14 protein-coding genes and 1 tRNA gene are annotated in these 19,704 nt (G+C 71.3%); 11 read left to right on the top strand and 4 right to left on the bottom strand.

Annotated elements, in window-relative coordinates:
• Positions 1-202: 202 nt before the first annotated feature.
• Positions 203-1,201, bottom strand: a complete 999-nt coding sequence (locus ABH929_RS16475) for a phosphotransferase (RefSeq protein ID WP_263089418.1) — start codon at positions 1,199-1,201, stop codon at positions 203-205.
• A gap of 117 nt (positions 1,202-1,318) precedes the next feature.
• Between ABH929_RS16475 and nudC the strand changes: the two genes are divergently transcribed.
• Both nudC and ABH929_RS16465 read left to right on the top strand, forming a co-directional pair.
• The gene (nudC, locus tag ABH929_RS16470; RefSeq protein ID WP_404561970.1) at positions 1,319-2,254 is read left to right on the top strand and encodes an NAD(+) diphosphatase; all 936 of its coding nucleotides are present in this window, start codon (positions 1,319-1,321) and stop codon (positions 2,252-2,254) included.
• Positions 2,251-4,047, top strand: a complete 1,797-nt coding sequence (locus tag ABH929_RS16465) for an ATP-dependent helicase (protein ID WP_404561968.1) — start codon at positions 2,251-2,253, stop codon at positions 4,045-4,047. Before nudC ends, ABH929_RS16465 begins: the two co-directional genes overlap by 4 nt.
• Here the strand turns inward: ABH929_RS16465 and ABH929_RS16460 are convergent.
• Both ABH929_RS16460 and ABH929_RS16455 read right to left on the bottom strand, forming a co-directional pair.
• Positions 3,938-4,795: a hypothetical protein gene (locus ABH929_RS16460; protein WP_404561966.1), complete on the bottom strand. Its 858-nt coding sequence runs from the start codon at positions 4,793-4,795 to the stop codon at positions 3,938-3,940. The two genes, ABH929_RS16465 and ABH929_RS16460, sit on opposite strands and share 110 nt — an antisense overlap.
• 75 nt (positions 4,796-4,870) lie before the next feature.
• Positions 4,871-6,307 (bottom strand): zinc-dependent metalloprotease, encoded by a 1,437-nt coding sequence (locus tag ABH929_RS16455; RefSeq protein ID WP_404561965.1) that lies wholly within the window; start codon positions 6,305-6,307, stop codon positions 4,871-4,873.
• Between the two features lie 152 nt (positions 6,308-6,459).
• Between ABH929_RS16455 and ABH929_RS16450 the strand changes: the two genes are divergently transcribed.
• The 4 genes from ABH929_RS16450 to ABH929_RS16435 all read left to right on the top strand — a co-directional run bounded on the left by ABH929_RS16450 (position 6,460) and on the right by ABH929_RS16435 (position 11,888).
• A complete protein-coding gene (locus tag ABH929_RS16450; RefSeq protein WP_404561963.1) occupies positions 6,460-7,569 on the top strand; it encodes a PDZ domain-containing protein in 1,110 nt (369 codons plus the stop codon).
• A 165-nt stretch (positions 7,570-7,734) separates the two neighbouring features.
• Positions 7,735-10,701, top strand: coding sequence for a UPF0182 family protein (locus ABH929_RS16445; RefSeq protein WP_404561962.1), 2,967 nt, complete (start codon positions 7,735-7,737; stop codon positions 10,699-10,701).
• A 63-nt stretch (positions 10,702-10,764) separates the two neighbouring features.
• Positions 10,765-10,841: transfer RNA gene (locus tag ABH929_RS16440), tRNA-Met, on the top strand.
• A gap of 102 nt (positions 10,842-10,943) precedes the next feature.
• On the top strand, positions 10,944-11,888 hold the full coding sequence (locus ABH929_RS16435; RefSeq protein ID WP_404561961.1) for a carbon-nitrogen hydrolase family protein: 945 nt from the start codon (positions 10,944-10,946) through the stop codon (positions 11,886-11,888).
• Between the two features lie 149 nt (positions 11,889-12,037).
• Here the strand turns inward: ABH929_RS16435 and ABH929_RS16430 are convergent, their stop codons facing one another.
• The gene (locus tag ABH929_RS16430) at positions 12,038-13,240 is read right to left on the bottom strand and encodes an aminotransferase class I/II-fold pyridoxal phosphate-dependent enzyme (protein ID WP_404561959.1); all 1,203 of its coding nucleotides are present in this window, start codon (positions 13,238-13,240) and stop codon (positions 12,038-12,040) included.
• 191 nt (positions 13,241-13,431) lie between these two features.
• Between ABH929_RS16430 and ABH929_RS16425 the strand changes: the two genes are divergently transcribed.
• The 5 genes from ABH929_RS16425 to ABH929_RS16405 all read left to right on the top strand — a co-directional run bounded on the left by ABH929_RS16425 (position 13,432) and on the right by ABH929_RS16405 (position 19,698).
• Positions 13,432-15,450, top strand: a complete 2,019-nt coding sequence (locus ABH929_RS16425; RefSeq protein WP_404561957.1) for a S1C family serine protease — start codon at positions 13,432-13,434, stop codon at positions 15,448-15,450.
• Between the two features lie 183 nt (positions 15,451-15,633).
• Positions 15,634-16,677 (top strand): glycosyltransferase family 2 protein, encoded by a 1,044-nt coding sequence (locus tag ABH929_RS16420; RefSeq protein WP_123294079.1) that lies wholly within the window; start codon positions 15,634-15,636, stop codon positions 16,675-16,677.
• A 4-nt stretch (positions 16,678-16,681) separates the two neighbouring features.
• A complete protein-coding gene (locus ABH929_RS16415) occupies positions 16,682-17,503 on the top strand; it encodes a CDP-alcohol phosphatidyltransferase family protein (RefSeq protein WP_404561954.1) in 822 nt (273 codons plus the stop codon).
• Positions 17,500-18,423 (top strand): glycosyltransferase family 2 protein, encoded by a 924-nt coding sequence (locus ABH929_RS16410; protein WP_404561952.1) that lies wholly within the window; start codon positions 17,500-17,502, stop codon positions 18,421-18,423. Before ABH929_RS16415 ends, ABH929_RS16410 begins: the two co-directional genes overlap by 4 nt.
• A gap of 42 nt (positions 18,424-18,465) precedes the next feature.
• On the top strand, positions 18,466-19,698 hold the full coding sequence (locus ABH929_RS16405; protein WP_263089406.1) for a CDP-glycerol glycerophosphotransferase family protein: 1,233 nt from the start codon (positions 18,466-18,468) through the stop codon (positions 19,696-19,698).
• Positions 19,699-19,704: the final 6 nt, after the last annotated feature.

The following is a 19,704-nucleotide window of genomic DNA, read 5'->3' as shown; positions in this document are numbered from 1 at the left end:
GCCGGGTCGCCGGGTCGCCGGGTCGCCGCTGGTCGGCGACGTACCGCCCGGCAGTCGTGACCGCTCGGCGGAGCGCCCCGCGCCCGTCCGGCGACGCACTGGAGGCCCGGTGCCGGTCCGCCGGACCGGCACCGGGCCTCCAGGCGGTCGCGGACACCGCTTCTCAGGCGACCGACGTCGGCCGCTCGACCGACACGTGGGGTCAGCCGTGTCGGCGTTCGGTCGACGACAGCAACTGCTCGACCTCGCCGATCTCCATCGTCTCGGGGGACACCGACTGCAGCGGCTCCGCGCTCGGCGCGTGCACCGCGTCGACCAGCCGGTGCATCATCGCGACCGCGTCGTCGACGACCTCGGTGCTCTTCGCCTGCACGCCGTGCAGCAGCCAGTGCGCCGTCTCGAGTTCGTGGTGCACGCGGGCGCGCTGCGCGAGCTGGCGGTCGCGGCCGCCGCCGTTCGCCTCGTAGGCGCTGAGGACGGTGTCGAAGGCGTCGCGTCGACCGGCGAGCACCCACGCGAGGTCCTTCGCCGGATCGCCGAGTCGGAGCTCGCCCCAGTCGAGGACCCCACTGACGGCATCGCCGTCGACGAGCAGGACGCCGGTGCCGATCGAACCGTGCACGACCGTGGGGGTGAACTGCCACAGCTGCTGGTCGCGCGCGGCACCCTCCCACCGTTCGACCAGGGCGGCGGGCACGAGCTTGGTGGCGACGGCGCGGTCCATCACGGACACGGCGGAGCGCAGCACCTCGAACGGGGTGAGCGACGGCAGGCCGGCGTCCGAGACGAAGCTCGTCGGCAGCTGGTGGATCGCGGCGAGGGCGCGGCCGACGCTCGTGGCGAGTTCGGGACGCTCGGCGAACGACGCGAGCGTCGGGTGCGCGCCCGGCAGCCGGGTGGTGACGATGGCGCGGGTCGATCCGATCGGCGCCTGACCGCGGTACTCGGCCACACCGAACGGGAGGCGCGTGCGGATCCCGGCGCTCAGCGCACGGATCGCGACGAGGTCGGCCGACTGTCGGGCTTCCGCCCGCTGGTTCCGGGGACGTCGGATGACCGTCTCGGCGCCGTCGGCGTCGCGGAGGAGAGCCGACTCGTAGTCGCCGGCCGCGGCCGAGCCGAGCGTGCGCGTGCCCGTGACGACGAGACCGGGCACGGCCGTCGTCGCCAACGCGGCTAGAGTGAACTGGGATCCCGCCATGCCCCTCAGGGTAGGTGCGTGACGCCTGCACCGGTGCACGCCACGCTGTTCCCGAAGCCTTCCCAGCACGCCTTGCCCGCAGGCCCCGCCTGCACCCGAACCGAGGAGCCCTCTGCCGTGACCGTCGAGTTCGCCTCCCGGCTCCCGCTGTCCCGAAACGAACTCGACCGCGACGCCGAGTTCCGCACGACGCCGGACCTCGACCGGGTCCTGCGCGAGGACTCCGCGACCCGGTACCTGCCGGTGCACGGCTCGGAGATGCTCCGGAACGACGACGGCACCCTGCGGTTCGTGACCGCGGCCGACGTGCCCGACGGCACCGTGACGCTGTACCTCGGCCGCGCGGTGTCCGACGCTGCCGACGCCCCCGCCGGCACCCGCTTCGTCGCGGCCCTCGTCGACGACGCCACCGCGTCGGCCATCGAACCGTCCGACGACGCGTGGGAGAGCCTGCGCATGTTCGGCACCGAGCTGTCCCCGCGCGACCAGGGCCTGGCGGTCGAGGCCGTGGCGATGGCGAACTGGCACGCCGTCCACGGTTTCTCGCCCCGCACCGGGTCTGCGACCGACGTCGTCACCGGCGGCTGGGTGCGCCGTGACCCCGAAGGACACGAGCACTTCCCGCGCACCGACGCCGCGATCATCGTCGGAGTCGTCGACGCCGACGACCGCATCCTGCTCGGCTCGAACGCCGCGTGGGACGCCGACCGCTACTCGCTGCTCGCCGGGTTCGTCGAACCGGGGGAGTCGCTCGAGGACGCCGTCCGCCGCGAGGTCTTCGAGGAGTCCGGCGTGCACGTCGAGGAGCCCGAGTACCTCGGCTCGCAGCCGTGGCCGTTCCCCGCGTCGCTGATGGTCGGCTTCCGTGCCCGCGCGGTGGACGGCGACCCGTCGACCGCGCGGCCCGACGGCGTCGAGATCCTCGACGTGCGCTGGTTCTCGCGCGAGGACATCCGGGAGCGTGCGGGGGACACCCTGCTGCTGCCGGGTCGGACCTCGATCGCCCGCGCCATCATCGAGGAGTGGTACGGCGGGCCGCTGGACCTGCCGTGAGCAGCGTTGGTCGTGGGCCGGTGCCGGCTGGCGCTGGTCCGGGCGGTTCGGTCGGGTCGGCCGGTCCGGCCGAGGTCCGTCCGCCGTCGCCCGATGAGCTCCTCGCCGCCCTCGACACCGAGCAGCGCACGGTCGCCCGGACCCTGCTCGGCCCCGTCGCGGTCCTGGCGGGCGCCGGCACCGGCAAGACCCGTGCGATCACCCACCGCATCGCCTACGGGGTCGCGACCGGCACCTACGCGCCGAACCACGTCCTCGCGCTGACGTTCACCACCCGCGCCGCCGGGGAGCTGCGGTCGCGGCTCCGCTCGCTCGGCGCCGGCACGGTGCAGGCGCGCACCTTCCACGCTGCGGCGATGGCGCAGCTCAGCTACTTCTGGCCGGACACCGTCGGCGGGCACGCACCGAAGATCGTCGAGTCCAAGGGCCGGATGATCGCGCACGCCGCGGACACCGTCGGCATGTCGGTCGACACCCCGGTGCTGCGCGACCTGGCCGCCGAGGTCGAGTGGCGCAAGGTGCAGATGCTCTCGCTCGAGGAGTACGAGGCCGCCGCCGCCGAACGCGTGATGCCGCGCGACACCTCGCCGCGCCGGGTGATCGACCTGATGAAGGCCTACGAGCGCCTGAAGGACGACCGTCGGCAGCTCGACTTCGAGGACGTCCTGCTCGCCACGCTCGGCATGGTCGAGTCGGAGCCGCGGGTCGCGTCCTACGTGCGGCAGCAGTACCGGTTCTTCGTCGTCGACGAGTACCAGGACGTCTCGCCCGTGCAGCACGACCTGCTGCGCGCCTGGCTCGGCGGCCGCGACGACCTGTGCGTCGTCGGCGACGCCAGCCAGACGATCTACTCGTTCGCCGGCGCCTCGAGCGACTACCTGCTCGGCTTCGGCTCGGAGTTCCCCCGCGGCTCGGTCGTGCGACTCGAGCGGAACTACCGCTCCACCCGCGAGGTCGTGCACGCTGCCAACGCCCTGATGCGCGGGCAACCTGGCGCGCTCGACCTGGTCGCCCAGACGGAAGAGCCCGGCCCCGACCCCGTCGTGGTGCCGTGCGTGCACGACGGCGACGAGGCGCAGACCATCGCCCGACGGATCGCGGAACTCGTCGCCGGCGGGGCGTCGTACGGCGACTGCGCGGTGCTGTTCCGCGTCGGCGCCCAGTCCGCGGCCCTCGAATCCGCGCTCGGACGCAACGGCATCCCCTACCGGGTGCAGGGCGGCACGCGCTTCTTCAACCGGCCCGAGGTGAAGCTCGCCGTGCATCACATGCGCGGCGAGGCGATCCGGCAGACCGACGACGAACTGACGCGCCGTGTCCGCCTCGTGCTGCAGGTCAGCGGGTGGACGTCGACCGCCCCCGAGGGCACCGGCGCCGTCCGCGACCAGTGGGAAGCCCTGCAGGCGATCATGGGCCTCGCCGAGGACGCCCCCGCCGGCACGACCATGCAGCAGTTCACCCAGGACCTGGTGGACCGTGCCGCGACCCACCACGAGCCCGAGGTCGACGCCGTCACCCTGGCGACCCTGCACTCGTCCAAGGGGCTCGAGTGGCCGAACGTGGTCATCGCCGGTGCGGCCGAGGGACTCCTGCCGATCTCGCACGCCACCACCGACACCGAGGTCGACGAGGAACGGCGCCTGTTCTACGTCGGCCTGACCCGTGCTCGGCGGACCGTGACGATCACGTGGTCGAGACAGGGTTCCACGCGTGGGGGAGCCCGCGCTCCGAGTCGGTTCCTGGCAGCGCTCGGCACGCGCACCGCGGATGGAGCGGCACCGACCACCGGCTGACGGCCAGGTCGTCGCGGTCGAACACCACCTGGTCCGGGTCGGCACGTTGCGACCGGAGCGGCAGGCGCTGCACGAGCAGCCGGGTGGCGGCCGCGGCCACCGCGGCGGACCGCCACGGTGACAGCGGCGCCGGTGGTCGTCCCCACAGCTGCGACGCGATCGCCGGCCACGCCGGGTCGTCGTCCACGCGTGCGAACTCCGCGCACTGGAGGCACGGGCCGGCTCCCGGGACCACGAACGGGCCGAGGCGGATGCGGCCGTCGCCCACCACGACGGCCAGGTGCGGCACGCCCCTGCGGGTCCAGGCGGCGCGGAGCGCCGGGTCGACGACGTGGTCGGCGACCACCACGGCGAGTCGGGGCTCGTGCTCCGGCAGGTCGACGGGGCCGCCCCGCGGCGACGAGGTCCGCGCGACGGTCACGCCCTCGCCGGAAAGGTGCGCCGCGATCGTGTCAGCCAGCACGCCGGACCCGTGCACCTCGACCCGTTCGAGCGGTTCGGGCAGGACGTCGATCACCGCGGGGGACGCCGCACCGAGCACCCGCGCGGCGACGTCCGGTGGGCAGCCCGAAGTGACGGCGAGGCCGCTCAGCGCCTCGCGCCCCGTCTCACGCCGGAGTGCACTGAGGAACCGTTCCTCGCCCGTGGTCGGGACGTCGACGACGGCACGAGGCGGATCGACCCCGAGCTGCACCGTCGTCGGGTCGCGCCAGACGAACTCGAGTGTCGGATCGATGCGGATGCCCATGACCCCACGGTGCCCGACTCGGGGGCACGCGTGGGGCCGGGTGGTGGATCTGTGGAGAACTCGGCGGCGCTGGACTCAGCGGGGCTGGTCGCCGGGGCGGTCCTCGTCCGTGCCGCTCTCGTCGGTGCCCGTTCCGTCGGTGCCCGGGGCGCCGTCGTCGATCCGACCGGACTCGTCCTCGTGCGGACGGGCGCCGGTGGCGTCGTTGAGGAGGTCCTCGAGCGCCTTGTCGAACGCGTCGTCCTCCTCCGTCTGCGCGGGGTTCCGCAGGCGGGCGACCAGGGCGTCCGGCGCGTCGACGTCCTCGGACGTGGGGACCAGGTCGAAGTGCGACCAGAGCGCGTCACGCTGCTCGGCACCGAGTTCGTCCGTCACCCGCTGCCACATCGCGGCGGCCTCGCGCAGACGGCGGGGTCGGAGTTCGAGGCCGACGAGCGTCGCGAACGCGGACTCGGCGGGTCCTCCGGCTGCCCGGCGACGGCGGACCATCTCGGCGATGGCGCCGCTCTTCGGCAGCCGGACGGTGGCGGCGGCGGTCACCGTGTCGACCCAGCCCTCGACGAGCGCGAGCATGGTCTCGAGTCGTGCCAGCGCGGTGTCCTGGTCGGGCGTGCGCGGCGGGATGAGCGCACCCGAGGCGAGCGCGTCGCGCAGCTGCTCCTGGTTGGTCGGGTCGATGTCCGCGGCGAGCTCCTCGACGCGGTCGAAGGGGATGTGGACGCCCCGGGCGTAGTCCGTGATCGACGAGATGATGTGCAGTCGCAGCCACCGTGCCGAGCGGAAGAGCCGTGCGTGGGCGAGTTCGCGGACCGCCAGGTAGATGCGGACCTCGTCCTCGGAGACGTCGAGTCCCTCGGCGAACTCGGCCACGTTCTGCGGCAGGAGTGCAGCGACCTGCTCGTCCAGCAGCGGGACACCGACGTCGCCGCCGGACACCACCTCCTTCGACAGCTGACCGACGACCTGGCCGAGCTGGATGGCGAAGAGGGCACCGCCGACACCGCGCATCGCCTTCGAGACGTCGCCGAGCATCGCCTTGAGTTCTTCCGGAGCACGCTGGTCGATGGCCTCGGTCAGGGCATCGGCGATGCTGAAGGCCACGGGCTCGGCGATCTGGGTCCACACCGGAACCGTCGCCTTCGCCCACTGCTCCCGCGTGTACAGGCTCGGGGTGGCGGTGAGCTCGGCCACGGTCGTGACCTCGTCCAACCAGAGGGCGGCGACCTGGAACGCCTGGTCGGCCGCCTGCGAGGCCACCGGGTCGACGGCGTGGCCGCCTTCACGGGCGATCGCGGTGGCGCGCTCGGCGGTCGCGGAGAAGTCGATGCCGTCGCCGCCGGACTGCGCGGCCCGCTGCAGCTGACTCATCAGGTTCGCGACGAAGGCCGGGTCGTTCGGCAGGCCGGCTGCACCGGCGAGCTGCGACGGGTCGATCTGGCCCTCGCCCGAGAGCAGCTTGCGCAGCATCTCCTGGAAGTCGTCGTCCGGCCCCGGCTGTGGTTCATCAGGCATGCCGACTACGCTAATCGCTGCTCACGGGGCCGCGCCTGGGATGCCCCCGTGGGAACGCCCGAACCGCTGCGCCGAGGGCGAACAGTCCCGCCGCACGGCGCGGACGACCGCCCCGCCGTCAGGCCCGGCGACCGCCCCTGGAAGGACCCCGTGTGACCCTCTTCACCCCCACGCCCCGTCGTCGTTCGCGTGCCAGGACCGTCGGGTGGGCGTTCGTGATCGGTGCCGTCGTGCTGGGGATCCTGGCGAGCGTGCTGCCGAGCCCGTACCTGATCGAGGTCCCCGGACCGGTCTACAACACCATCGGGACCCAGAAGCAGGGGACGGGCAAGGACGCGAAGGACGTCAAGCTGATCCAGGTGTCCGGGCACGAGACCTACCCCACCGCCGGAGCGCTCGACATGCTGACGGTCGGCATCCAGGGCGACGCGACGAACCGTCCGTCGTGGACCAGCGTCGTCCGGGCGATCTTCACGAAGTCCGAGGCCGTGATCCCGGTCGAGGCGATCTACCCGACCGGCACCACGACCGAGCAGGTGAACCAGCAGGACTCCGCCGACATGCAGGCGTCGCAGCAGTCCGCCGTGGCCGCAGCACTCATCCAGCAGGGCAACGACCTGCCGACGGAGCTCGAGGTCGGCACGGTGCAGAAGGGTTCGGCTGCCGACGGCCCGATCGAGAAGGGCGACGTCATCACGGCCTTCGACGGCACCTCGCTCACGACGAACGCCGACGCCACCTCGCTGCGGGAGCTCGTCGCGAAGCACGGCACGTCGACCCCGGCCACCGTCACCATCGAACGCGACGGCGCGACGAAGGACGTCCGGGTGACCCCGCGCGACGAGCAGGGCACTGCGCTCCTGGGCGTCGGCGTCACGGAGAAGTACGACTTCCCGTTCGACGTCTCGATCAAGCTGCAGGACGTCGGCGGCCCCTCTGCCGGCATGATGTTCGCGCTCGGGATCATCGACGAGATCACGCCCGGCAAGCTCAACGGCGGCAAGCACGTCGCGGGGACGGGCACGATCACCGCCGACGGCGAGGTCGGAGCCATCGGCGGCATCCGGCAGAAGCTCTACGGAGCGCGGGAAGCGGGGGCGACGGTGTTCCTCGCCCCGGCCGACAACTGTGACGAGGTCGTCGGGCACGTGCCGGACGGGCTCGACGTCTACAAGGTGTCGACGCTCGACCAGGCCGTCACCGACCTGCAGACCATCGCCGACGGGAAGAGCACCGCCGAGCTCGCCCGCTGCGGTTCCTGACCGGGTTCCTGAGTCCTCGCACAGTTTCACAGTCCGCCCGGTCCAATAGGATCAGTGCACTGACGGCCCGCCGCGAGCCGGGCCCGCCGGTCCGACACGTCTGGAGCACATCAAGTGACGACAACCTCGTCCACCTCGGGGCGGCGTTCGCCGCGGGTCCCGATCGTGGTCACGATCATCGTGCTGGCCGCACTGGTGATCGGCTTCTTCATCTTCGCCAGCCTGTACACCGACTACGCGTGGTTCGCGCAGCTCGGGTTCCAGCAGGTCCTCACGACGCGGTGGATCGCAGGGACCCTGATGTTCCTCGCGGGCTTCCTGGGCATGGCGGTGCCCGTCTTCCTGAGCATCGGGCTGGCCTTCCGGTACCGCCCGGTCTACGCGAAGCTCAACTCGCAGCTGGACCGGTACCAGCAGGTCATCGAACCGCTGCGCCGCGCAGTCATGATCGGCATCCCGGTGGTGCTCGGCATCTTCGCCGGGCTGTCGACCTCGGGGCGCTGGAGCATGGTGCTCGAGTACTTCAACCGGACCCCGTTCGGCAAGACGGACCCGCAGTTCGGCCTGGACATCGGCTTCTACGTCTTCGAACTGCCGTTCTGGCGCTCGATCGTGGCGTACTCGTCGGCCGTGGTGCTGATCGCGGGGCTCGCCGCCCTCGCTGCCTGCTACCTGTACGGCGCGCTGCGCTTCGGGGGACGTGAAGTCCGGATCTCCCGTGCCGCGCGCATCCAGCTCGCCGTCACCGCCGCGCTCTACATCGCGCTGCAGGCGGTCAGCCTGTGGCTCGACCAGTACGCGGCGCTCACCAAGTCGAACTCGCTCATCACCGGCGCGCAGTACACCGAGGTCAACGCAGTCATCCCGGGTCGCGAGATCATGGCGGGCATCGCGGCGATCGTGGCGATCCTGTTCATCGTCACCGCGGTCATCGGCCGCTGGCGCATCTCGATCGTCGGCACCGGCCTGCTGCTCGTCGCCGCGATCGTCATCGGGGGCGTCTACCCCTGGATCGTCCAGCGCCTGCAGGTCAAGCCCTCTGAGCGTACCTACGAGTCCGCGTACATCGAGCGGAACATCAAGGCCACGCGTGACGCCTACGGTGTCTCCGACGTCAAGGAACAGAACTACGACGCCACGACCGAGGCCAGCTCCGGCGCCCTCGCGCAGGATGCCCAGACGACGGCGAACATCCGCCTCATCGACCCGAAGATCGTCTCCGACACCTTCAGCCAGCTGCAGCAGTACCGGCAGTACTACCAGTTCCCGGACGAGCTCGACGTCGACCGGTACGACGTCAAGGGCGAGACCGAGGACACCGTCATCGCGGTGCGTGACATCGACCTCGACGGCCTGAGCTCCGCCGCGAACACCCAGTACAACCGGGCGTTCGTGTACACCCACGGCTACGGCGTGACCGCGGCCTTCGGCAACCAGCGCGCGAGCGACGGCAAGCCGGTCTTCCTCGAGTCGGGCATCCCCTCGAACGGTGCGCTGGGTGACTTCCAGCAGCGCGTGTACTTCGGCGAGACCTCGCCGGCGTACTCGATCGTCGGCGCGCCGAAGGGTTCGAAGGACGTCGAGCTCGACTACCCGTCCGGATCCGACGACGACAACGGCGGCAACGCCACCACGACGTACTCCGGCGACGGCGGACCGAGCGTGGGCAACTTCTTCAACCGACTCGTCTACGCGGCGAAGTTCCAGTCGGAGCAGGTCCTGCTGTCGGACGCGGTCAACAAGGACTCGCAGATCCTCTACGACCGCGACCCGATCACGCGTGTCCAGAAGGTCGCTCCGTACCTGACGGTCGACAGCGACGCCTACCCGGCGATCGTCGACCACCGCATCCAGTGGGTCGTCGACGGCTACACGACGAGCGACGCCTACCCGTACTCGCAGAGCCAGAGCCTGTCGGACAGCATCGCCGGTTCGGAGTCCTCGGCGTACCGCACCGACCAGGTGAACTACATCCGCAACTCGGTGAAGGCCACGGTCGACGCCTACACGGGCAAGGTGACCCTCTACGCGTGGGACACCAAGGACCCGGTGCTGAAGACGTGGGAGAAGATCTTCCCGACGTCGGTGAAGTCGGTGTCGAGCATGAGCGCCGAGCTGCTGGACCACGTCCGGTACCCGACGGACCTGTTCAAGGTGCAGCGGTCGATCCTCGGCACGTACCACGTGACGAACGCGAACTCGTTCTACTCGGGTGACGACGCGTGGAACACGCCACAGGAACCCACCACCACGGGGTCGACCGACACGGATGCGAGCGCCGCCGACACGTCGACGACCACGAACGCCCTGGGCGCGCAGACGACGACGACCGCGAGCAAGGCGAACCTGCAGGATCCGTACTACCTGACGATGAAGGTGCCGGGGCAGGAGACCGCGTACAACCTGTACACGACCTACATCCCTCAGCAATCCGCCGGTGCGAACAACCGCAACGTGCTGACGGGGTACCTGGCCGCCGACTCCGACGCGGGAGGTGCGGGCAAGGGCAAGAAGGCGTCGGGCTACGGCAAGCTCACGTTGCTGACGATGCCGAAGACCGACAACATCCCGGGCCCGGCGCAGGTGCAGAACCTGTTCAACTCGGACACCACGGTGTCGCAGGAGCTGAACATCCTGAAGCGCGGCAACTCGACGGTGAAGCAGGGCAACCTGCTCACCCTGCCGGTCGGCGGCGGCTTCCTGTACGTGCAGCCCGTGTACGTCCAGTCGACGTCGAGCGGTTCGTACCCGCTGCTGCAGAAGGTGCTCGTCGCGTTCGGCGACAAGATCGCGTTCGAGGACACCCTCGACGAGGCGCTCAACTCGCTGTTCGGCGGTGATTCGGGTGCTGCTGCCGGAGACTCCGATGCCAGTGGTTCGGGGAGCGACTCCGGTTCGGGCTCGTCCGATGCCGGCTCCGGCTCCGATTCGGGTTCCGGTTCGACCGGTGGCTCGTCCGGCTCGGGCACCGTCGACAACGACGCGCTCCAGAAGGCGCTGTCCGACGCGAAGGCCGCACTGCAGGACCGTCAGGACGCCTACGCCGACAACGATCTGGTGGCCGCTGCCGAGGCCGACAAGCGCCTGCAGGCCGCGATCGAGGCCGCGACCGCAGCCGAAGACGGCAGCTGACACGCCGTGGCGGGGCACACGATTTGTGCCCCGCCACGACCGTGTGTAGGCTATTCAACGTGCCGCGGGGTGGAGCAGTTCGGTAGCTCGCTGGGCTCATAACCCAGAGGTCGTAGGTTCAAATCCTGCCCCCGCAACCAAGCGTCACACGAAAGCCCCGGTCCGAATGGACCGGGGCTTTCCTCGTTCGTGGACCTGTTCCATCACGCGTGCGTTCCGGAGCCCGCCGGTACGCTCGGCGAATGGGCACCCTCACGATCGCCGCCGCGCAGTTCGCTCCCGTGGACGACCCGGAAGCCAACCTCGAGACCGTCCGGACCGCCGCAGCCGACGCAGCGGCGCGGGGAGCGGCCCTGCTCGTCACGCCGGAGTACTCGTCGTACTTCACCGCCGACATCGACGACCGGTTCGTCGCCGCAGCGCAACCGCTGGACGGCCCGTTCGTCTCCGGGCTCCGCGACATCGCCCGCGACACCGGGGTCGCGCTCGTCGTCGGGATCGCCGAAACGACCGACGCCGAGACGACCGACGCCGAGACGACCGACGCCGAGACGACCGGCGCCGAGACGACCGGCGCCGTGACGACCGGCGCCGTGACGACCGGCGCCGCGCCCGCGGACGTACCCACGCGCTTCCGCAACACCCTGGTGGCGGTGCTCCCCACGGGCGAGCTCGCGGCGACCTACCGGAAGGTGCACCTCTACGACGCCTTCGGGTCGCGGGAGTCCGACCGCATCGAGTCCGGCGACCCGGAGCAGCTGCCGGTCTTCGAGTTCGAAGGCCTCCGGATCGGGCTCGAGACCTGTTACGACCTGCGCTTCCCCGAGGTCACCCGCCGGCTGGCTGCACCCGAGCACGGTGCGGCCGACGTCGTCGTGCTGCCGGCCGAGTGGGTGCGTGGCCCCGGCAAGGAGCACCACTGGCGGACCCTGCTCACCGCGCGGGCGATCGAGAACACCGTGTGGGTCGTCGGTGTCGGCCAGACGCCGCCGATCGGCATCGGCGCCTCGGTGGTGCTCGACCCCTCCGGTGTCGCCGTGGCGTCGGCCGGCTCCTCGCCCGGCACGCTCGTCGCGACCGTCGACACCGCCGTGACCGAGGCGGTCCGGCAGGACAACCCGTCGCTGGCACTCCGCCGGTACGACGTCGCGGTGCGCGCCCAGCCTGGAGGCACGGCTCGCCCCTGACAGGCGCGTTCCGTCCCATCGCGGTCGCCCTGCAATGCCACAACGCGCGTGGAGAGCAGGAACATCCGGCCTCCCACGCGCGGGACGTCCTCCCATGCGCGGGACGTCCTCCCATGCGCGGAACGTCCTCCCACGGGCGGACCGTCTCGCTACGCGCCAGAGGCCAACTGTGCCAGGCGGTCGGCGGCGTCCGCGAGGACGGAGCGCCGCTTGCAGAACGCGAAGCGCACGAGGGACCGGTAGCCCGCGGCGTGGTCCGGCCGGACGAAGGCCGACACCGGCACGCCGACGACCCCGGCCAGGGCGGGCAGTTCGAGGCAGAAGGCCCGTGCGTCGTCGTACCCGAGCGGCGCGGTGTCGGCGATCACGAAGTACCCGCCGTCCGGCCGCATGACGTCGAAGCCCGCTGACCGGAGCCCCGAGGCGAGCAGTTCGTGCTTGGCGGCGAGTTCGGCGGCGATCCCGGCGAAGACGGCGTCGGGCAACCGCAGTCCGACGGCGACGGCCGGCTGGAACGGTGCGCCGTTGACGAAGGTCAGGTACTGCTTCACCGTGGTGATCGCGTCGACGAGCGTCGGGGGAGCGGTGAGCCAGCCGATCTTCCAACCGGTGGTGCTGAAGGTCTTGCCGGCGCTCGAGATCGAGACCGTCCGCTCGGCGGCTCCGGGCAGTGTCGCGATCGGCGTGTGCGGGACGGTGAACGTCAGGTGCTCGTAGACCTCGTCGGTGACGATGAGGGCGTCGTACCGCGTCGCGAGCTCCACGATCGTGCGCAGGACCTCGTCGGGCAGGACCCGGCCGGTCGGGTTGTGCGGCGTGTTGACGAGCACGACGCGGGTGCGGTCGGTGAACGCGGCGCGCAGGGTGTCCTCGTCCGGCAGGAAGTCCGGAGCGGTGAGGGGCACGGTGACGTGGGTGCCGCCGGCGAGTCGGACGAGCGCACCGTAGGCGTCGTAGAACGGCTCGAACGTGATGACCTCGTCGCCCGGTTCGACCAGGGCGAGGAGCGTCGCGGCGAGGGCTTCGGTGGCGCCGGCGGTGACCAGGACCTGTCGGTCGGGGTCGACCCCGAGGCCGTACCACCGCTGCTGGTGTTCGGCCACGGCGGTGCGGAGGTCGGCTGTCCCGCGTCCGGGCGGGTACTGGTTGACGCCGTCCCTGATGGCGCGGACGGCGGCCTCGAGCACCTCGGCGGGGCCGTCCTGGTCGGGGAAGCCCTGCCCGAGGTTGATCGCGCCGGTGCTCGCGGCGAGGGCGCTCATCTCGGCGAAGACGGTGGGCGCCGGGACGCCGTCGGGTCCCAGGAGCATCGCTCCCTCGGCTGCTCGCAACCAGGGTCCTGCCTGCCGCATGTGGTTCCCTCCGGTGACGGCGACGACGTGTCGCGCTGAACGGACCCCAACCTAGCTGGCCGTCCGACGGCGATCCGGGAACGGACCCACAGCCCACGCATAAGATCGGCAGAGGATGCTTCCAGCGTCGCCAGAAGCACCGCTCAGGTGGTTGCGACAGACTGCACGAGCTTGAAAGGAGCACGTCCAGCATGACCGACACCACGCCCAACGGGCAGGGCGACGACCGCCGTCCGGACGATGCGGCATCGCCTGCCGCCAGTGAGGACGCCGCCGCAGCGGCCACGAAGGGGAACACGTCGATGCCGAACGACTCCGAGCAGTTCAACGACGCCGAGCGGTCCGACGACGCCGCGCAGCAAACGGCTCCGTCCGACGACGCCACGAACGCCGACCACACCGACGTGATCCCGTCGGCGACCGACCACCCCACGGACCGCTACACGGCTCCGTACCCCACGCTCTCGGGCGACCAGCAGCGCGATGCCGGCCAGCAGCCGGCCGGGTACGGCCAGCAGACCTCGCCGTACGGGCAGGCGGCCCAGTACGGCCAGCAGCCCGCGGCCGACCAGGCGGCCCAGTACAGCCAGCAGCCCGCGGCCGACCAGCCGAGCCAGTACGGACAGTCCCAGCAGTCCCCGTACGGCCAGCAGTCCCCGTACGGCCAGCAGAGCCAGTACGGCCAGCAGGCGCAGTACGGCCAGAACCAGCCGAACCAGCAGTCCCAGTACGGGCAGGGCCAGTACGGCCAGCAGAGCCAGTACGGCCAGAACCAGCAGCCGCAGTACGGCCAGCAGCCGACCGCAGGCCAGCCGCGGTACGGCGAGTACGCCCAGCCGACCTCCGCCGCTGCCCCCGCGTCCTCGTCGGAGTACGCGACGGCGTCAGCGCAGGCGCCGCAGTCCGCCACGAGCGCCTTCGGCGACGTGGACGGCGCGAACCAGCGCAACGGCCACTACTTCGCCGACGGAACAGCGGGTGCAGCGGCCACCACGACCACCACCCGCTCCGGGCGTAGCAAGCTCGTCCTGCCGGTCATCGCCGGACTGGTCGTCGCGGGTCTGGTCGGCGGCGGTGCCGGGTGGCTCGCCGGGTCGTCGCAGGGCGGCACCGTCACGTCGTCGTCCGGTTCGTCGCAGGGCGGCAACCTCACGGTCAACGACTACGACTCCGCGACCGTCGTCACCGCGGTCGCTGCTCAGGCGACGCCGTCGGTCGTGACGATCAACGTGTCGTCCAGCAACGAGGCCGGCACCGGTTCGGGCGTCGTGATGAGCAAGGACGGCTACATCGTCACGAACACCCACGTGGTGACGCTCGACGGTGACAGCTCGAACGGCTCGATCACCGTGACGACCTCGAACGGCAAGATCTACGAGGGCAAGCTCATCGGCACCGACCCGACGGTCGACCTCGCGGTCATCAAGATCGACGCGACCGACCTCAAGCCGATGGAGTTCGCGGACTCCACGAAGCTCAACGTCGGTGACACCGCGGTCGCGATCGGTGCGCCCCTGGGCCTGTCGAACACGGTCACGGACGGCATCGTCTCGACCCTGAACCGCAGCATCCAGGTCACGTCGAGCGCTCCCAGCGAGGGTGGCGACTCCAACGAGGGCGGCAACGGCGGCAGCGGTCCGTTCGACTTCTGGGGCAACGGCGACAACGGCAGCAGCTCGTCCGCGAACACGACGGTCTCGCTGCCCGTCATCCAGACCGACGCGTCGATCAACCCGGGCAACTCCGGTGGAGCCCTGCTCGACGCGAAGGGCAAGCTGATCGGCATCAACGTGGCCATCGCCTCGGCTGGCAGCTCGTCGTCGTCGGACTCGGCGGCCGGTAGCATCGGCGTCGGCTTCTCGATCCCAGCCAACCTGGTGAAGCGCGTCGCGAACGAGATCAAGGACAAGGGCTCGGCCACGCACGGCCTGCTCGGTGCCACCGTCGGCGACGCCTCGGAGAACGCGAGCGCGACCCAGATGGGTGCGCTCATCAAGTCGGTCTCGTCCGGCGGTGCGGCGGCCAAGGCCGGTCTGCAGAAGGGCGACGTCGTCACGAAGATCGGTTCGGCGACCGTCTCGGACGCCACCGACCTGACGGCGCAGGTCCGCTACTTCGCGGGTGGCGCATCGACGACGATCAGCTACCTCCGGAACGGCCAGACCCGCGAGGCGGACGTGACCCTGGGCACGTACGACAGCAAGGGCTGACGCCACCACGGACACGACGGGAGGCCCGGTGCACGACGTGCGCCGGGCCTCCCGTCCGTCGGCGGGTCGCGTCGCGGGCGCCCCGCAGGTTCCGGGTTCGGGTCTTGATAGGCTCATGGTCGCTCTGCGGGGCGGCACCGCCCCGGTGCGTCCCGTGCACCCAGCCAGCACCCCGAGGTACGCATGCAGACAGACGGACAGCCCCTGCCGGGCGTCTCGTACGTGATGCCCGTGCTCAACGAGGTCACCGAGGTCCGCGCTGCGGTCGCCAGCCTGCTCGACCAGGACTACACCGGCGTGTTCGAGGTCATCCTCGCGCTCGGCCCCTCGATCGACGGTACGAACGAACTCGTGGCCGAGATGAGCGCGGCCGACCCACGCATCCGGGCGATCGACAACCCGGTCGGTTCCACGCCGGCCGGACTGAACGTCGCGATCACGGCGTCGGTGCACCCCGTGGTGGTCCGCGTCGACGCGCACTCGGTGCTGCCCCCGGACTACACGCGCATCGCGGTCCGCACCCTGCTCGAGTCCGGTGCGGACAACGTCGGCGGCATCATGCGCGCCGAGGGCCGCAGCCCGTTCGAGCGGGCCGTCGCGTTGGCGTACGGCAGCCGCGTCGGACTCGGCGGCACCCCGCACCACGTCGGTGGGACCGCCGGCCCCGCAGAGACCGCGTACCTCGGCGTCTTCCGTCGCGACCGCCTGTTCGAGGTCGGCCTGTTCGACGAGGGCATCAAGCGCGGTCAGGACTGGGAACTCAACCGGCGTCTGCGCCAGACCGGCGGCACGGTGTGGTTCACGCCCGAGCTGGTCGTCACCTACCGCCCGCGGCCGAGCCTGAAGCGCCTGGTGCGGCAGTTCGTCGCGACCGGGTTGTGGCGCGGCGAGCTCGCCCGTCGGTTCCCCGCGAACAACGGCCTGCGGTACTTCGTGCCGCCCGCGATGGTCGCCGCCATGGCCGTCGGGATCCTGGCCGGCGTCGTCGGTGTCGTCGGTGCGGCCCTCGGCAGCCCGGTCGCCTGGGCGCTGCTCGGGTTCGCCGTGCCCGCCGTGTACCTGCTCTTCGTCGTCCTCGGGTCGGTCGCCGTCGCGCGCCGGTCCGGGGTGGCGACCTTCCTCTGGCTGCTCGTGGTGCTGCCCTGCATCCACGTGGGATGGGGGCTCGGTTTCATCATCGGGTTCCTCACCCGCACCTCTGAGCTGACCACCCACACCGGACGGTGACCCCATGACCGACCACGCCACCCACGGCCGCGGCTCCGCACGCCCGACGTCGATCGCCGAGTTGCGTGCCGTCGCCCAGCCGGACGAGGTCCGCGCCCGCGCCAACGCCGAGCACTGGACGGCTTCGCTGTACCTGCGCGACGTCTCGCCCTACCTGACCTGGGTGCTGCTGAAGACCCGCGTCAGCGCCAACCAGGTGACCGGCTTGATGATCCTGGTCGGGTGGAGCATCGCCGCGGCCCTGCTCATCCCCGGCATCTGGGGCGCAGCGCTCGCCCTGGTGCTCGGACAGCTGCAGATGCTCGTGGACTGCTGCGACGGCGAGGTCGCACGGTGGCGTGGCACCCGCTCGCCCGCCGGGGTGTTCCTGGACAAGGTCGGGCACTACACGACCGAGGGACTGATCCCGGTCGCGCTGGGCATCCGAGCCGCCACCTGGCCGATCCACGGCGCCGACTGGATGTGGACCACGATCGGCTGCGCACTCGGTCTGGTCATCGTGCTCAACAAGGCCCTCAACGACATGGTGCACGTCGCCCGGGCGAACGCGGGACTCGACAAGCTCGTCGACCGACGCGACGCCTCGACCGCGCCGTCCGGCCGGAAGCTCGCCTCGCTCCGCCGCCTGGCCCGGTTCCTGCCGTTCCACCGCCTGTACCACTCGGTCGAGCTCAGCATGCTCGCGTTCCTGTTCGCGCTCATCGGACTGGCGATCGGCGACACGCTCGCCAGCCGGATCCTGGTCGGCGCGCTGCTGCCCCTGGCGGTGCTGGCGACCGTCGGGCACTTCCTGGCGATCATCGCGTCCAAGCGGGTCAAGGCATGACCGACGACGCGGTGACCCCGAGCACCGTTCGTCGCCACGCGGTCGCGCACCCGCAGCGACCGCGCGTCGCCGTCGTGAGCCTGTCGCAGGGCACCCGGCCCGACGACCTGCGCCGCGGGCTCGACAGCGTGCTCGCGCAGCAGGGCGTCGAACTCGACGTGGTCTGCGTCGGCAACGGCTGGGAGCCGACCGGCCTGCCGGAAGGGGTGCGGACGCTGGCGCTGCCGGAGAACCTCGGGATCCCGGCTGGCCGCAACGCCGGTGCCGCGGTCGTCGACGGGGACTACGTGTTCTTCCTGGACGACGACGCCTCGATCCCCTCGGTGACGTTCCTGCAGGACGCCGTCGGACGCTTCGAACGCGACCCCTCGCTCGGACTGCTCCAGCCGCGCGTGGTCGACCCGACCGGTGCCGCCAATCCGCGGCGCTGGGTCCCGCGCATCCGCAAGGGCGAGCCAGACCACTCGTCGCCGGTGTTCTCGGTGTGGGAGGGCGCCGTCGTGCTGCCGATGGACGTGTACCGGGTCGTCGGGGGATGGGGCGCGGAGTACTTCTACGCGCACGAGGGCATCGAACTCGCGTGGCGCGTGTGGGACGCCGGTCGACGTGCCTGGTACGCCGGCGACCTGGTCGCCCACCACCCGGCCATCGACCCGGCGCGGCACACCGAGTACTACCGCCTGAACGCCCGCAACCGGGTGTGGCTGGCCCGACGGAACCTGCCGGCACCGCTCCGGCCGCTCTACGTCGGCTCGTGGGCCGCGATCCAGGTCGCGCGCTGGTGGCGGCACCCGCGACGCCTGGCGACCTGGTTCGCCGGGATCCGCGAGGGATGGACCACCGACTGCGGGCCGACCCGACCGATGAGCTGGCTGACCGTCGCACGGATGACGCTCGCCGGGCGCCCGCCCGTCGTCTGACCGCTCCGAACCACACCGCCACCGCAGAACGGGAGACAGTCCATGCCGATCACCAGTGACGTGCGGACCGCCGTGCGCCTGGCCCAGCGCCTGCTCGCCTCGCGCCGGAGTCGCCGGGCGCTCGCCCGTCGCCTGCCGTCGGTGCCGGTGCCGGCGCCCGGCACGGTCGAGATCGCGGTGTACTTCGCCGACGGCCCCGTGAACATGTACCAGGTGCGCCAGTGGTACGCGCCGCTGGCCGAACTGGCGAAGACGCACCCGGTCGCGATCATCGCGCGCAGCCCGGGCACCATGACCACGCTCATCGACGAGTCGCCGGTCCCCGCGGTGTACGCCCGTCAGGTCGTCGACCTGGAGCAGTTCGTCGAGACCCAGGCGCCGAAGGTGGTGCTGTACGTCAACCAGAACGCCCGCAACTTCCAGATGATGCGGTACGGGCGCATGTGGCACGTCTTCGTCAACCACGGCGAGAGCGACAAGATGTACATGACGACGAACCAGTTCAAGGCGTACGACTACGCGTTGATCGCCGGGGACGCCGCGCGTGGCCGGCTCGCCGAGGCGCTGTGGGACTACGACCTCGACGCCAGGACCATCGCGATCGGCCGCCCCCAGGCCGACCACTTCGCCGGCGCGGCACCGTACCCCGCCGACGAGCGCACCGTCGTGCTGTACGCACCGACGTGGGAGGGCGACCGCGGCGCCGCTGCGTACGGCTCGATCGCGTCTCACGGCACCACCATCGCCGAGCAGGTGCTCGCGTCGCCCCGGCACCGCCTGGTGTACCGACCGCACCCGCGGAGCGGCGTGCTCGACCCGGCGTACCGTGCTGCGCACGAGCGGATCGTCGCGGCGATCACGGCGGCGAACGCGGCCGACCCCACCGCGCACCACGTGCACGACGAGGGCGGGGAGCTCGGTTGGCAGCTGGCCGACGCCGACGTGGCGATCACCGACATCAGCGCGATGATCTACGACCGCCTGGCGGTCGGGAAGCCCCTGATCGTGACCCGCCCGGTGTCGCCGGAGGCGGACGTGGACGAGCGGGGCTACCTGAGCGACGCCAACTGGCTGACCGCGGCCGACGCACCGTCGGTGCTCGCGCGGATCGACGCCGCCGTGGGGGACGCCGCCGAGCTCGCCAAGCTGCAGCAGTGGGTTGCGCGCTACTTCGGCGACACCACGCCCGGTGCCGCGACGGCCCGGTTCCACGCCGCCGTCGAGTGGCTGCTGGAGCGCTGGCGCACCGTCGCTGCCGAGCGCGGCGAACGCTGAGCCCCG

Source organism: Curtobacterium sp. AB7, assembly GCF_044909335.1.
Lineage (GTDB): Bacteria > Actinomycetota > Actinomycetes > Actinomycetales > Microbacteriaceae > Curtobacterium.
Note: the sequence above shows the minus strand (reverse complement) of the source record. Positions and strands in the feature narration are given on the sequence as shown.

Excerpts from the sequence above, each read along its gene's own strand:
- ABH929_RS16475 (WP_263089418.1), bottom strand. The coding sequence starts at position 1,201 with ATGGCGGGATCCCAGTTCACTCTAGCCGCGTTGGCGACGACGGCCGTG.
- ABH929_RS16460 (WP_404561966.1), bottom strand. The coding sequence starts at position 4,795 with ATGGGCATCCGCATCGATCCGACACTCGAGTTCGTCTGGCGCGACCCG.
- ABH929_RS16455 (WP_404561965.1), bottom strand. The coding sequence starts at position 6,307 with ATGCCTGATGAACCACAGCCGGGGCCGGACGACGACTTCCAGGAGATG.
- ABH929_RS16435 (WP_404561961.1), top strand. The coding sequence starts at position 10,944 with ATGGGCACCCTCACGATCGCCGCCGCGCAGTTCGCTCCCGTGGACGAC.
- ABH929_RS16430 (WP_404561959.1), bottom strand. The coding sequence starts at position 13,240 with ATGCGGCAGGCAGGACCCTGGTTGCGAGCAGCCGAGGGAGCGATGCTC.
- ABH929_RS16425 (WP_404561957.1), top strand. The coding sequence starts at position 13,432 with ATGACCGACACCACGCCCAACGGGCAGGGCGACGACCGCCGTCCGGAC.
- ABH929_RS16420 (WP_123294079.1), top strand. The coding sequence starts at position 15,634 with ATGCAGACAGACGGACAGCCCCTGCCGGGCGTCTCGTACGTGATGCCC.
- ABH929_RS16415 (WP_404561954.1), top strand. The coding sequence starts at position 16,682 with ATGACCGACCACGCCACCCACGGCCGCGGCTCCGCACGCCCGACGTCG.
- ABH929_RS16410 (WP_404561952.1), top strand. The coding sequence starts at position 17,500 with ATGACCGACGACGCGGTGACCCCGAGCACCGTTCGTCGCCACGCGGTC.
- ABH929_RS16405 (WP_263089406.1), top strand. The coding sequence starts at position 18,466 with ATGCCGATCACCAGTGACGTGCGGACCGCCGTGCGCCTGGCCCAGCGC.